This is a genomic window from Luteimonas sp. R10, from assembly GCF_045689605.1.
Classification (GTDB): Bacteria; Pseudomonadota; Gammaproteobacteria; order Xanthomonadales; family Xanthomonadaceae; genus Luteimonas.
Genome location: NZ_CP141262.1, coordinates 551,441 through 564,722, shown reverse-complemented (window position 1 = coordinate 564,722; position 13,282 = coordinate 551,441). Strand labels below are relative to the sequence as shown.

18 protein-coding genes and 1 pseudogene are annotated in these 13,282 nt (G+C 58.2%); 18 read left to right on the top strand and 1 reads right to left on the bottom strand.

Annotated elements, in window-relative coordinates; all coding sequences use genetic code 11:
- The first annotated feature begins 3 nt into the window (after positions 1 to 3).
- From U3649_RS02355 to U3649_RS02340, 4 genes are all read left to right on the top strand, one after another.
- Positions 4 to 606, top strand: a complete 603-nt coding sequence (locus U3649_RS02355; RefSeq protein ID WP_407353296.1) for a hypothetical protein — start codon at positions 4 to 6, stop codon at positions 604 to 606.
- Positions 607 to 696: 90 nt separating this feature from the next.
- Positions 697 to 972, top strand: coding sequence for a hypothetical protein (locus tag U3649_RS02350; RefSeq protein WP_407353295.1), 276 nt, complete (start codon positions 697 to 699; stop codon positions 970 to 972).
- Between the two features lie 424 nt (positions 973 to 1,396).
- Positions 1,397 to 1,987 (top strand): hypothetical protein, encoded by a 591-nt coding sequence (locus U3649_RS02345; protein ID WP_407353294.1) that lies wholly within the window; start codon positions 1,397 to 1,399, stop codon positions 1,985 to 1,987.
- A 71-nt stretch (positions 1,988 to 2,058) separates the two neighbouring features.
- Complete coding sequence (locus U3649_RS02340; protein WP_407353293.1) at positions 2,059 to 2,394, top strand: hypothetical protein; 336 nt, start codon at positions 2,059 to 2,061, stop codon at positions 2,392 to 2,394.
- An 8-nt stretch (positions 2,395 to 2,402) separates the two neighbouring features.
- Here U3649_RS02340 and U3649_RS02335 read toward each other — a convergent pair.
- Positions 2,403 to 3,385: pseudogene (locus tag U3649_RS02335) on the bottom strand (IS30 family transposase).
- Positions 3,386 to 3,548: 163 nt separating this feature from the next.
- Here U3649_RS02335 and U3649_RS02330 point away from each other — a divergent pair.
- The 14 genes from U3649_RS02330 (at position 3,549) to U3649_RS02265 (ending at position 13,252) form a co-directional block, all read left to right on the top strand.
- Positions 3,549 to 3,920 carry a hypothetical protein gene (locus U3649_RS02330; RefSeq protein WP_407353292.1) on the top strand — a complete coding sequence of 124 codons (372 nt, stop codon included), beginning with the start codon at positions 3,549 to 3,551 and terminating at the stop codon, positions 3,918 to 3,920.
- 221 nt (positions 3,921 to 4,141) lie between these two features.
- Positions 4,142 to 4,450 (top strand): hypothetical protein, encoded by a 309-nt coding sequence (locus tag U3649_RS02325; protein ID WP_407353291.1) that lies wholly within the window; start codon positions 4,142 to 4,144, stop codon positions 4,448 to 4,450.
- Positions 4,451 to 4,537: 87 nt separating this feature from the next.
- Complete coding sequence (locus tag U3649_RS02320; protein ID WP_407353290.1) at positions 4,538 to 5,056, top strand: hypothetical protein; 519 nt, start codon at positions 4,538 to 4,540, stop codon at positions 5,054 to 5,056.
- An 822-nt stretch (positions 5,057 to 5,878) separates the two neighbouring features.
- On the top strand, positions 5,879 to 6,283 hold the full coding sequence (locus tag U3649_RS02315) for a DUF6794 domain-containing protein (RefSeq protein ID WP_407353289.1): 405 nt from the start codon (positions 5,879 to 5,881) through the stop codon (positions 6,281 to 6,283).
- A gap of 67 nt (positions 6,284 to 6,350) precedes the next feature.
- Entirely contained in the window at positions 6,351 to 6,887 is a 537-nt protein-coding gene (locus U3649_RS02310) for a DUF6438 domain-containing protein (protein WP_407353288.1), read from the top strand.
- Positions 6,888 to 6,966: 79 nt separating this feature from the next.
- Entirely contained in the window at positions 6,967 to 7,398 is a 432-nt protein-coding gene (locus tag U3649_RS02305; RefSeq protein ID WP_407353287.1) for an HIT family protein, read from the top strand.
- A gap of 1,026 nt (positions 7,399 to 8,424) precedes the next feature.
- Positions 8,425 to 8,790, top strand: a complete 366-nt coding sequence (locus U3649_RS02300; RefSeq protein WP_407353286.1) for a VOC family protein — start codon at positions 8,425 to 8,427, stop codon at positions 8,788 to 8,790.
- Positions 8,791 to 8,919: 129 nt separating this feature from the next.
- Positions 8,920 to 9,276, top strand: coding sequence for an iron chaperone (locus tag U3649_RS02295; RefSeq protein ID WP_407353285.1), 357 nt, complete (start codon positions 8,920 to 8,922; stop codon positions 9,274 to 9,276).
- A 534-nt stretch (positions 9,277 to 9,810) separates the two neighbouring features.
- Positions 9,811 to 10,293 carry a hypothetical protein gene (locus U3649_RS02290; protein ID WP_407353284.1) on the top strand — a complete coding sequence of 161 codons (483 nt, stop codon included), beginning with the start codon at positions 9,811 to 9,813 and terminating at the stop codon, positions 10,291 to 10,293.
- Positions 10,294 to 10,364: 71 nt separating this feature from the next.
- Positions 10,365 to 10,604 carry a hypothetical protein gene (locus tag U3649_RS02285; protein WP_407353283.1) on the top strand — a complete coding sequence of 80 codons (240 nt, stop codon included), beginning with the start codon at positions 10,365 to 10,367 and terminating at the stop codon, positions 10,602 to 10,604.
- 89 nt (positions 10,605 to 10,693) lie between these two features.
- Positions 10,694 to 11,224, top strand: coding sequence for an HIT family protein (locus tag U3649_RS02280; protein ID WP_407353282.1), 531 nt, complete (start codon positions 10,694 to 10,696; stop codon positions 11,222 to 11,224).
- Positions 11,225 to 11,250: 26 nt separating this feature from the next.
- Entirely contained in the window at positions 11,251 to 11,559 is a 309-nt protein-coding gene (locus U3649_RS02275; protein ID WP_407353281.1) for a hypothetical protein, read from the top strand.
- 346 nt (positions 11,560 to 11,905) lie between these two features.
- A complete protein-coding gene (locus U3649_RS02270; protein WP_407353280.1) occupies positions 11,906 to 12,592 on the top strand; it encodes an XAC0095 family protein in 687 nt (228 codons plus the stop codon).
- A gap of 195 nt (positions 12,593 to 12,787) precedes the next feature.
- The gene (locus U3649_RS02265) at positions 12,788 to 13,252 is read left to right on the top strand and encodes a hypothetical protein (RefSeq protein WP_407353279.1); all 465 of its coding nucleotides are present in this window, start codon (positions 12,788 to 12,790) and stop codon (positions 13,250 to 13,252) included.
- Positions 13,253 to 13,282: the final 30 nt, after the last annotated feature.

Below are 13,282 nucleotides of genomic sequence, written 5' to 3'. Positions count from 1 at the left end.
CGCGTGGACGTCCTCACCTTCGTTGCTGAAGTAGTTAGAGCACTGGCTTGGCCGGCCTCAGTACTGCTTCTCGCGTTCATGCTTCGCAAGCCAATCGGAGAACTAATTCCGTTGCTGCGCAAGTTGAAGTATAAAGAAATCGAAATGGAGTTTTCTCGGGAAATTGCAGAACTAAAGGCTGAGGCGCTACCGCCGCCCGAACAGCGAATCATCCCGGCACAGATTTCTGCAGATGACCAAGAGGCAGCAGCGATACAGGTGCCGGAGCGATTGGAAACGAAGCGCGAGGACCTACTGCGCATGGTCCACTTTTCGACACGCGTCGCTATCATGGAGGCGTGGTTAGAAGTGGAATCGGCCGCAATTGAGGTTGCAAGCTCATTCTGGAGCATGCCACCGAGCGAGAGCTTCAAGAGCTTTCCGCGGCTGGGCGAGTACCTGCTGCAGTGCAAGGTAATTGATCACAAGCTGCTAGAGACGTTTAAGCGGCTCCACCAGCTGCGCAATAAAGCGGCGCACGCTGGGGAGCTTAATCTCAGCGAGGAAGATGCGAGGAGTTATGTGGAACTCGCAATTGCTCTCGCGGCACATATTCGGTCCCGCTAGCAGAGATCTAACAATTCATTCAAGCCGAACCCGTTTCGCGGGTCGGCTTAATTCAGGCGTTAGACCGCGACCAACCACAGGGGGATCGTGATGGCAGTTCAATTGATCAGCTATGATTTGCGCAAGCCGGGCCGAAATTATGATGACGTGTACGAGGCGATAAAGAAGATCGGAACTTGGTGGCACTGCCTGGAGTCTGTTTGGCTCGTAAAGACAAATTCCAGCTCTGGAGACATTCGCAACCACCTCAAACAGTTCATTGACAAAAATGACGATTTGGTTGTCTTTGGCCTCAATGGCAACTGGGCTACGTACGGTCTTTCGGATGATTGCAATAATTGGTTGCGCAACAATCTTGCGGCCTAACAATTCATTCAAGCCGAAGCCGCTTCGAGGCACGGCTTAATTCAGGCGTTAGGCGTCGTAAGAACGATCAGTAGTGGCTTCGCACACAACGGTTTGCTTCACCGGATCGGCGCCAGTCCAGCAGACACGACTGCCGTTGTTCACCAGCTTCGGCCGGTGCACCGAGCGCGCGCAGGTGTCGCTGCTTCAAGCTGGCGGGCTTCGGTTGCCAGGCTTCCACTGCCCTGGCGCGCGGGCCCAGCGCGGCCTCTTCGGCAAGCGCGCTACTTGCCGTGCGCGGCGCGCGCCCAGGCATCGGGGCTTCGGGCAGCATCCACTACCTGCCCGTCATTGTCTGGGGTAGTCTCGCGCCTAACAATTCGTTCAAGCCGAACTTGTCCCGCTGCGCGGGCTAAGTCGGCTTAACTCAAGCGTTAGGCACCGCATGGAAGATCAGCGAGCATTTTGGGCATGGTTCGAGCGAAACGAGGAGAGATTCCGTAACGTTGAGGTGCCCGCAAAAGAGCAGTTGCTCGATGAGCTGCTGGACGCACTACACGACTACTGTCCGCACCTCTGGTTTGAGACTGGCAGAGCGGATGATGGGTGCAACGAGTTGATCGTCTCGGCCGAAGGAGATACGAGGTACTTCTCCGCTGTCCGCACTCTGATTGCCACCGCGCCACCAGTTCCAGGCTGGCGATTCATTGCGTTCAAGCCGGGCAGCGGATTTGGCTTCGACACTCGCTATGGCGGCATTACCTTCAGCCCCAAGGCAACGTGGTTTTTGCCACTCCGATCCTCCAGTGATCCCTCGGCGCTCGGAATTCGTGTTGGTTATGCCCACTACGACCAGGCTCAGGAGCAGATCTTCTTGACGGGCACATTCATCATGCTGGAGTGTACCTTGGGTGAGGTTGCGCTCGCTGAGCAAGTGCAGCACATTGAGGTGGCGGCATTGCCATCCAGTCCAGAATCCAGCGGGTACTCGCCTTTACCGGAGCTCGCCAACTTGGTGCTCGGGGGCGGTGCCTAACAATTCATTCAAGCCGAAACCGCTTCGCGGTTCGGCTTAATTCAGGCGTTAGGCATCAAGGAAAGTACCCGGTGACCAAGGATCAGTTCGTACGGTGCCGCGCTGAGTTCTATCAGCGCGACAGGCGGTTCAATTTCGTCTATCTCGCTCTGTTCTTTGGGCTTCTCATTGCCGCCATCCCACTGTCATCGCATGTACCAGAGCAGTATCAGGGCGTTGTCGGCATCTCATTCATCACGGTTCTTGTCGCCAATGCCGCAATCTTCACTCTGCGTGGTCGTGGCCAAGCAAAGCGAGCTGGCTTAGTTTGTCGCTCATGTAGAGGCGGCCTGCTTGGTGCGCCCGGCAACATTGCCGTCGCTACCGGCAACTGCCCGCACTGCGGCCAGGCAGCGTTCGCGCAATGATGGGTGAATTAACACCCCAAGTGCAACGCTCCTGAGAGTTCCTGCATGCGCTCGATGGGCGTCTTGTAGTCATATCGCTTCCTCGGTCGTGTGTTGAGTTTATGCGCGATCCGGTCGCAGTCGGATTGGTCGACGCGTGACAGGCTGCTGCCTTTGGGGAGGTATTGCCGGAGCAGGCCATTGAAGTTCTCGTTGCTACCACGCTCCCATGGGTGGTGCGGGTAGGCGAAGTAGCAGCGCACGCCGGCCACCTGCTCCAGCACTTGGTACCCATGGAACTCCGTGCCGTTATCCCAGGTGACGGTCTTGAACGGCAGGCCGCTGCGCCGGATCAGGTCCAGCGCCGCGCGGTTGGCCGCTTTGACCGTCCTGTGCGGCAGTCGGGCGACCAGGGCCAATCCGGTGCTGCGCTCGACCAACGTCAGCAGGCACGGGCGCTCGCTGGCCGCGCCGATTACGGTGTCGCCTTCCCAGTGCCGGCCTGCTGCCGGGTCTCGACGTCCGCCGGTCGACGGTCGATCATCGGCTTGCCCGGCAGTTTGCCTCGCCGTTCCGGGCCGAACGTGCGCTTGCGCCGCCGCTTGCCACCATGTCGCAAGCACCATCGCAGCACGCCGCCCTCGCGCCGGTCCAGGCGAACGTGCCGATAGATCGTCATGTGGCTGATACACGCCACGCCGTGCAACGCCAACCAGCGGGCGATCTGCTCGGGGCTCCATTGCGCATGACGCAGGAGCGCCTCGACACGGCCATAGATATCAGGGCCATGCTGGCTGATCTGCCGGGATCGACGCCGGCGCCCGTTGGTACGCTCCTGGGCCTTGCTGGGGCGATAAGCGCCGTCAGTCCGGTGGCAGCGGTTGCGTTCGAACTCTCGGCTAATCGTGCTGGGCGAGCGTCCCATGATTCGGGCGATGGATCGGAAGGACTGCCCATCGCGGTGGAGGACGGACAGGGTGTATCGTTCCTGCTCGGTGAGCTGGCTGTCCATGAGGGATCGCCTCTTGCCGGAGAGATCCCTTCCAGTCTGCCAGCTCACCTCTGTATTTCCGGGCGGCGCGGGTGTTGCACTTACTTTGTTAACCCGCGCGCCCTAACAATTCATTCAAGCCGACGCCATTTCTCGGCGCGGCTTAATTCAGGCGTTAGCCCTCATGAACATCATTGTCGGCTCTGGCAGCAGCATCTTGAGCATCGCGGCCGTGGCGGTTGCGCTGGTGTCATTGTGCTTCGCCGTCTATTCCTGGCGCCAAGCCAACCGCCCACTCGTTTCAGCCCGTGTCACGTCGCATAGCGGTGGTAACGTTGGTATCGCACTCAACCTGCTGGTCGAGAACACTGGCAATCGCCCTGCTCGGGACATCCGCTTTATTGTCAAAGAGTCGGACGTTCGTGCCGCTCATGCTCAGTCCTCTATACCCAAAAGACGCTCAGCGCTGCTTCTTCTCTGGCATCGTTATCCCGGTCCTTGCAAATGGTCGCTCTGTTTCAAACGCGTTTGGTTATCTCGGGCAAGGGCAGCCTGATTCGTGGCAAGTCGGCTCCGAGATTTCTGTCATGCTCAAGTACAGAGACTTGTCAGATCGGCGTTTTTCAAACAAGATTCGGCTCCTTCTTGCGGATGACGCTGGCTTTGCTCAAACTTCTGGGGGAGTGATCATCGGCAAGAAGGCTAACAACTCATTCAAGTCGAACCCGCTTCGCGGGTCGGCTTAACTCAGGCGTTAGGCATCACGTGGAGGTTCTCATGCGACTGGTTCTAGCAACAGCAATCTTTGCGTGCTCGCTCCAACTTGCGGCACAACCGCATCATCATGAACTTGAGTTCTCACAAGCCAGTGAGCTTCTGCCGTGGTGTGAGGCCGAAGCCCGTGCTCACTTCGTTGGAAAGGGCGTCACAACCTATCAGTGGACGGGTCGCTACTACGATAAAGGCAATGTCCTCTTTGTTGAGGGCAAGCTACGGGCCAACGGAAATGATGTTCCCGTCGCATGTAGAGTAGCTAGAGGCGGCCGTGAGCGTTACGCGATCGTCGAGATTAACGAGTCAACGTGAGGCAAGTGATGCCCAACAATGCATTCAAGCCGAATCCGCTTCGCGGCTCGGCTTAACTCAGGCGTTAGGCCTCATGGGGAGGACAGCGTGAGCCGGGAAGATCTAGTTGCAGTTGCATCGCGGCTCTTTGCCGTGTTCTTGCTGGTGACGATAGCGCGCTCGTTCCCAAGCGCTGCGGCGCTCCTGTCCCAAGAGGGTCACCGGCCGTCTTTAGCTCTGGTGGCTATTGTGCTCATCGCCGGCGTAGCTATCTGCGCGGTTCTTTGGTTCTTCCCGCTCACCATAGCGAGGAAGCTCCTGCCCGTGATGAAGGAGCCACGATCAGAAACATCCATGAGTTCGTCGGCGGCATTGTCTGTAGGACTGACACTTTTGGGTGTTTGGGTGCTGGCATACGCGATCCCCGACGCAATCTACTGGATGACTCGTTTCTTGCTCATACACCGAATCGACGACGCACACTACGCATGGGGCCCGGAGCAGATCGCCAGCGTGGCTACAACGGTCGCAGAGATCGCGCTGGCGGCCTGGCTGATCTTTGGAAGTTCCGGCATTCGCAGATTGATCTACAAGTGTCGGTATGGGGTATCTCGAGATGCGGCCTAACAATTCATTCAAGCCGAATCCGCTTCTCGGGTCGGCTTAATTCAGGCGTTAGGCGCCACAACACAAACACTGTCTTGGCCAAAGATATGACTACCTGTCCGTACTGCCACAAGAAAGCCCTGTCGCAACTCAGGAAATCCTTCCTGGGTCCGGCACTGTCTGTTCAGTGCAAAGCATGCGGCAAACGCATATCCGTCCCGCTCAGCGCAATGTTGGCGGTCGCGCCATTCCTCTTTAGTATCGTCCTTGCCGGCCTTCTGGCTCCACATGGCTGGCACTTCAGTGTCATTTCTTTGCTTTCAGGCTTCGTGGCAATGACTGCAATACACGCGTTCCTCGTCCCATTGGTGCCACGTGGCGCCTAACAATTCATTCAAGTCGAACCCGCTTCTCGGGTCGGCTTAATTCAGGCGTTAGGCGGCTTTGGAGACATAAGTGGGACTGACACATCTATTGATCGCGGTCGTCGTACTTGTCAATGCCATTGCGTCGGTAGCCGTGCTTCGTGTCTCTGTGTTCTCCACGCAGCAACGCCTACTCCAGCTTGCGCTCATCTGGTTCGTGCCAATCATTGGCGCGGTCGTCTGCGGAGCATTTGCATCATCTCAGGGGCTTGGGTCTGCGCCCCCGAGTACGATGGATCCACTCTATTTGCCATCTGACGGTGGCGCACCAGAAGGCCCAGGCATCGGAATCTGTGGGTGCTGTAGCAGCGACGGCGGTGGAGACGGGGGAGGTGGCGGCGACTAGTGCCGCCGCCTAACAATTCATTCAAGCCGACGCTGCTTCGCGGCGCGGCTTAACTCGGGCGTTAGGCCCACTATGAAACATCTGAAAACCTTTGTGCTTTGCTTGTTGCTTGCTGGGTGTGCGGCAGAGCCCGACTCCACCTGCAAAGTTGACCCGGTCATCTTCTGCGAGCCGTTTGAGCAGATCTCCGCCGAGTTGTCCCCGCAAGACAAGAACCATCTCTTAGAGGCAGCGCCGCGCGACATAATTCTCATGCACCATGGCTTCGGCACCGCCATCCGGAACAGGTTTGGTCTCTGGCACGACAACGATCTCACTCGCTTTTTCAAGAGCAATGGTGTAGACCATCCTGACAGCATGTCAGGACCATTCATCACCGGGCTAATCGGCTATCTGGAAGGACGAAATGTTCTTATGACTGAGGAGATCAAGAAGATTCCTCCGCCACCACCGCCTCCGCCGGAGCCTTCCAAGTGAGTAGGCCTAACAGTTCATTCAAGCCGAACCCGCTTCGCGGGTCGGCTTAATTCAGGCGTTAGCTGTCATGAGCAAGATCGTCGCCATCGTGGTGCTTTTAGGGTTGGCCTCTTGTCAGTCGGAGGTAGAACGCTCGCCCACCACCTGGGCTGACGAGATACAGGAACTTGTTGCGAGCCACCCCATGATTCGTGACGAGGAGCAGGTACGGAGTCTCATACCCTACGAGAGCATCACGATAGAACGCGGTCCCTGCTTCGGCTCATGCCCCGTCTACAAGATGACGATCAACCGCAATGGCACCGCACTGCTTACAACAGATCATTTGCTGCCGCGTGAGGCCCTGCGTTACTCAGCCAGCATCGGCCTGAAAGACTACGCCCGTCTAGCTCAGGTCGTGGAAATTGCCAGAAGAGCAGCGCCACGGGCTGAGTACATGGGCCAGTGGACAGACGACTTTGGCGTGACCATAACTGCGAAGACAGCCCATGGCGCTTGGCGTGTTCACGATTACGGCCAGGTGGCGCCCGCTGAGCTGTGGGCACTGGAAGAGCTTCTACACCACACTCGCAGCGATCTCCAATGGGCGGGTGGCGTCAGATGACGGCTAGCAATTCATTCAAGCCGAACCCGCTTCGCGGGTTGGCTTAACTCAAGCGTTAGATCTGCGGGGGGGTAGTTATATGGCGACCGAATGTGCCTTTTGCGCGATTGCGCGGGGCGATGCCCCGGCCAGCATCGTCTGTGAGAATCATTTGGCAATGGCTATCCTCGACCTGCGTCAGTTCCATCCTGGCCACATAATTGTCATTCCTCGCCGACATCTCCAGGATGTTCGAGAGCTTGATGACGCTATCGGCACTGCGCTCATGGCCATGGTGTCACGCGTCACTCGCGCAGTGAGTAGTGCCTTTCCAAATCAAGGTCTGAGCCTATGGCACTCTATTGGTGAGGCGGCGTTTCAAGAGGTTCCCCATCTGCATATACATGTTCATCCACGCCTCCTAGGTGACGACATGCTGCGCATCTATCCACAACGTTTAAGCAGTACGGATCGTTCGGTACTTGATTCACATGCGACAGCCCTACAGGCGCATCTTGGCCTGCAGATCTAACAATTCATTCAAACCAACGCCGCTTCGCGGCGCGGCTTAATTCAGGCGTTAGGCCTCACCTCATGCGTGTCGAAATCTGCATTCTGCTGTTCGGCATACTCGGTAGTGCCGTGCCATCGCCGCCCCAGACATGAGACTTCGTCTATGTGAGTCGTAGCACCACCTTCGATGCGATTCGAGGTCAGACTGAGCCACCCCTGATTTCTCGAACACCACAAAGCGGTGACAACCCTCGCACGGAGGTGTTCTTCTGTTACGACCACATGGCGCCGAGCTGGTTGATGGTGCCCAGCGATAGCGCTTGAGTCGGACTCGGTGGCTGTGCTTGCGACACACAGTCGCTCACGCCCGCCCTCTCGTTGGTCCGATCAGCCACCTCTCGCGCACTGGCGGCCAAATCGGCGGCTGCCCTTGCCTCGTGCGCTGCATGCTCAGCCATAGAGTCAGCAAGTTCAGATGGATTTTCCGCTGCAATGTCCGCCGCCGCCTCCGCGGCCTTCTGTGCCGCTTCGGCAGCTCTCTCTGCCCTTGCAGCGGCGGCCTGAGCTTCGCAGGCCTGATTGTTCTCCGCGGCCACGTTAGCGTCGCGACTCGAACTTAGCGCATCGCTGGCTGCATCGCTGGCCTTACTAGCCTCGCTCACCGCCTCGCAATCAGAATGACTCGGGCCGGCATCTGCCGAGCATGAGCCCGCGGCGCCCGCGCCTGAGTTGCCACCGCCCCCTGAAACACCTGAACTGGAATCTGCCATGTGTCAATCTCCTTAATGGTTTGGCATGATGCGCAAATTCTGCACCTGGCTAAAGCGACAGTCCTCCGCCTGGCGGACTATAAGCGACACTCAAAGCGGGGGTACTGGGGTTAACCCTAGGGCGTAGGGGAGAAACGGGGATAGCTCAGTCTGACCTTACAGGCAATCCGGCGTACTGTACGCAGGCGCATGCCTGACAATTCATTCCGAATCCGCTCCGCAGGTCGGCTTAATTCAGGCGTTAGAGCGCACAGAATGACCTTGGAGTGTGTGCAGTGAAAGTCCAGCGAATCGTAGCCAACATCGAAACCGCCGACATCGAGGCGACCGATGCCTTTTACCATGGGGTTCTTGGCCTTGATGTGGTCATGGATCATGGCTGGATCCGTACATATGGCGCTGCGTCGGAAATGACGGTGCAAGTCAGTTTCGCCAGCCAAGGTGGCTCGGACACGCCCGTTCCCGAACTCTCAATAGAAGTGGATGATCTTGCGGAGGCGCTTCGAAGAGTGGAAGATTCCGGCACTCCTATTGAGTACGGGCCGGTCAGTGAGCCTTGGGGCGTTCGTCGGTTTTACGTCCGTGACCCATTGGGCAAGCTCGTCAACATCCTGCAGCATGAACCGCCGGGTGCGCCCTAACAATTCATTCAAGCCGGCCCGCTTCGCGGCGCGGCTCAACTCAAGCGTTAGTCGTCAGTGAGAGGTCTGCTGGAGCGTCTTCTTTCGACCCATCCAGGACGGTAAAGCACCGATAGCGAGGACTTGGAGATGGCTAAAGCATCCGATCATGAAGCTTACATCGCGGCGGCGCCGGAAGACCTGCGTCCGTTGCTGGAGAATTTGCGCGCGCAGCTTTCGCGTACATTGGCCGATGCTGAAGAAGTCATTGCATACAACATGCCTGGCTTCAGGGTTGGAAAGACGATAGTTGCTGGCTATGCAGCTTTCACCAAGCAGTGCGGTATTTACGTGTCTCCCGGTTCAATCAGCTCGCTTGCTGGCGACATTGCCGAGGCTGGACTGAAGGCGACCAAGACTGGCGTGACGTTTTCGCCGAGCAATCCTATTCCGGACGAATTGATCGAAAAGCTGGCCCAAGCTTCTCGAAATGATCATGGTCTGTGAAACGGCCGCTCGAAAAATCAGAACCGTCGAAATATCTCAAGGCTTGGCTGTCTTCTGCTGGCTGAAAGCAAACAAGGTGAACGCAAATGATGCCTAACAACTCATTCAAGCCGAACCCGCTTCGCGGGTCGGCTTAGTTCAGGTGTTAGGCGGCACGGAGACTTTCATGGCGGCCGTGATACGGATCGGTTGATACGTCAGTCGATATCGTCGCGCTCGACTACGACTACTGGTACAAGCTTGGAGAGGCCGCTGGTGCCTTGGAGCCTGGTGAGACATCTCAGCCACTGGGCCCAGACGGATTCTTGTACTACGCCCGGTTCCGGCACGCTCTTGAGGCATCCTAGCCAACTTCCCTAGACTCGCCCGGGTACGGCACAATCGCCAAGGCGGTCGCGCACGCGGAGTCAAAGATTACGGGCGGCGTTGTCTGGCAGGACGTCGTCGCCGCCTAACAATCCTTCAAGCCGATGCCGCTTCGTGGCTCGGCTTAACTCAAGTGTTAGGCCATACAGCACACATCAAGGAGGACTCATGGAATCACAGCAACAACCCGCCGGGACCGGTCAGCGCTACACCATGTCATGGACGGCCTACGTCCGTCCCGTCATTGTTTTGCTTATCATGTTCGGCCTCGGCTACGCCCTGACCAACGTCAACGGTTGGCTGGGTGGCATCTTCATGGTGTTCTGGCTTGGTCTCTTCATCGTCCAAATCCTCACAATCCGTAGTACCGTCCTTTACACGGATGATCAGGGCGTGTGGGTGTACAGCGGCATCTTTCCTTGGTCAAAGGGCATGAGGGGCGTCAAGTGGCGCGACGTCGAGGACGCCGTTTACTTCCCCAACTTCCTGAGCTGGCTGCTCAAGTCCTACACCGTTCGTATCGGCCATCGTTTCACTAAATCTAGCGAGATTGTGCTTCCCCATATCGCTCGCGGACACGATGCCGTTATGCACATCAACGACTTTCATCACAATGTCTTGGCCGCCAGCCCTGCAGGCAGCATGGCCTGACATTCATTCAGGCCGAGCCCGCTTCGCGGGTCGGCATAACTCAGGCGTTTAGCGCCACGGGAGAGAGACAGTTGGATCAGTACAGAACAGGGAGGATACTCGCTAAGGCAATCAGCGTCACCGGCTGGCTGGTGGCCGCAGTATGCACGTTCTTCTTTGCCTATCGTATTGCAGGCACACACCCCGCCATGTGGGGCAATTCATTTCCATTCCTGGTGATGATCGTCGGCGCTTTGTCTGTTGTGCTGCTTAGCTGGATTGCAAGAGCTGTGTTCGACATCGCGTCAGCCCAGGCCGGGCGCGGCGCCTAACAGTCCACTCAAGGCCGACGCCGCTTCGCGGCGCGGCTTGATTCAGTCGTTAGGTCGCTTGGGCGAACCAGCTTAACCGGAGCGGGCAAATGATCGAACTTCCCATAAGAGATCCGTGCGACCTTTGCGTGGCAGGTCGAGAAGAAAGATGGAAGATCATAGACGAAAGCGAACATACATTAACGGTGATCAATCCGTGGCAATTCGAGGTCGGCCAGTGCTGCGTTATCACGCGTCGGCATGTCGCGACGCTGCTCGATCTTTCTGACCAGGAGTGCGGGGCCATAATGGGCTCGGCCAAGAGAGTCGCTGAGGCGCTCGTCAGGACTTATCGACCCCTCGGAATACTTACGTTCCAGAACAATGGGGTCTTTAGCGGACAGGAGACACCGCACTTCCATTTCCATGTGGTGCCTCGGCAGACGGGCAGTGATTGGGGTATAGGCCCGCCTCAACTCGCAACATTCGATGGCGCCGGACGAAAAAGGGGTACCTCACACGATCCAAGCGGGGATGCACAGCGTCGAGAGCGAGTTCAAGCTTCTGCCAAGCAGCTTGCTGAAACCGCGGACCTGATTCGTTCGAATCTGCCGGTTAGCTCAGGCGTTGGCCTTCACTAGCAGCAATGTAGTGATCGGAGACTTGGATGGCATTGCCCAAGGGAACGCGCAAGACCTGTCCGAAAGGACACATGTACTACAAGAATTCGGATTGCCCTACATGTCCCGCGTGTGAAGCGCAACGCAAGCCGGAGGCTGGCTTTTTGTCTGAGTTGGCCGCTCCGGCAAGGCGTGCGCTCGAAGGCAAAGGGGTTACCACGTTGTCTAAGCTCGCCAAGCATACGGAAGCTCAAGTTCTCGAGTTGCATGGCATGGGGCCTAGCTCGATGCCAAAGCTGAAGAACGCGTTGAAAGCCAAGGGTCTGTCGTTCAAGCCTTCCCGCGGTGAAGACTGATAGTTCCTTCAGGCATTGAAATCGCGTCATGAGCGCTTTCTGGCCTGATGTGATGAAGGGAATTCAGTGCCGAATCAGGGCCTTGACACCTTTTCAATCCCGTAGCAGACTCGATTGCAAGGAGCGTCGAAACTCCTCTAGCAGCGGTCCCCACCTCCGTCAAACCGGTGGGTTTTTTGTGCCCGTGCTGCTGTGGGCACGACCGACGCGAAGCCTGCGTCGGGAGGGCGGCTAATACAACACCCTTCGGGGGAATACGCCCGCCGGCTGCTAGCGGTTTCGAACCTCCCGACTTCCGTCCGCCCTGTCGCGGTGGGCGGCCACTTCATGGAGTGAGGAGGCAACGATGTCGAAGTTCGATTCGGATGATCTGGACACGACCGGCTACTTCCTGCCGGAGGACAGCCAGTTCCGGCTGGCGAGGCTGCGCGATCACATCAGGTTCCTGGGGCGGCTGGCGCAGCCGCGCATGGCGGACGAGGCGCGGGAATGGGCGCCGGAGGTGTCTATGGGCGAGTTGGCGTTCTGCCTGGAGTCGTTGGCGGAACAGGTGGACCTGGTGCTGGAGGAGGTGTCATGGCCCGCGCAGCGGGAGCTGGAGGACGAGGTCGCCGACGACGACGCCGTAGCGGCGGCGACGCCGGAGGTTTCCGACACGGCCGCCGAACGCTTTGCCTTCGGCATCACCCGGGATCAGGTCGATGCGCTCGACCGCCTGATCCAGACGATCTCGGCCCATGGCGATGTCCTGGCGGCCGGTCACGCTGCAGAATTGGCGAACCCCACGCTGCCACTGATGGGGCAGGCGATCCGTGACGGTGCGGCCGCCGTGCGTGCGCTGCTGGACGAGGTGGAAGCGCAGCAGCTCGGGCAGGCGCCGCGTCCACGGCCCGGCGTGGGTGAAGAACGGGGTGTGTACGGTGCCGGGCCTGCATTCCCCGCGGCAGGTGCGCTATCCGGTTCCGCGTTGTCGCTGCCCGCAGATCGGCCATTGAGACACGCCACGCAGTCGCGCACCCCGCGCCTGCACTGATCCGGGCCCAGGCCACGCCGCCAAAGGTGCCAGAAGCGCCTTTGGCGGCGTGCTGTCCACTCTTGCAACGCTTGTGTCGGTGCTGTTTCCTCATCGCAGGAGTGGCCCGACGGTTCATCGAGCCGAACCCGCTCCGCGGATCGGCTCCATTCGGGCGTTAGGCTTCACCTACACATGATTGGCGAGCGGAGCCCCATGAACCTACTCCAGCCTGTTCTGCTGTTTCTTGCCGCCATTCCATCGGTTGCTCGAGCGGACGGACCACTGATCAACACGTGGGTGGAGCTTCGCGTGACATCTTGCATGCCGGCGACATTCGAGGCACCGCCGTATGAGACGTTCCTGTACGTCAAGGGCGACTCACACCGGACTGCACTCATCACAGGTCGCGTCGTGGATTCCGGCTTACGCGACTATGAGCAGTTACGCGAGTACGATTTGTCAGAGGCGCAGATTCGCGCCGAGGCTGAGAGGAATACCGCGCGTCTGCCAAGAAGGAATAGCGCACTGAGCGTCGTGCTGCGCCAATGGGACGCCGAATTTTGCCGGAGGGCACTGGATAAAGTGGTCCGCTTCGATTTCAACCATAGCTGCGACGTTATGCCCTTCACCGGGAAATGCTTGCCGCCGGTTCCTCTGGTGGATCCGTCGGCTAGATGATTGGGCGCTCAGGATGGACCTGCTGTCGAA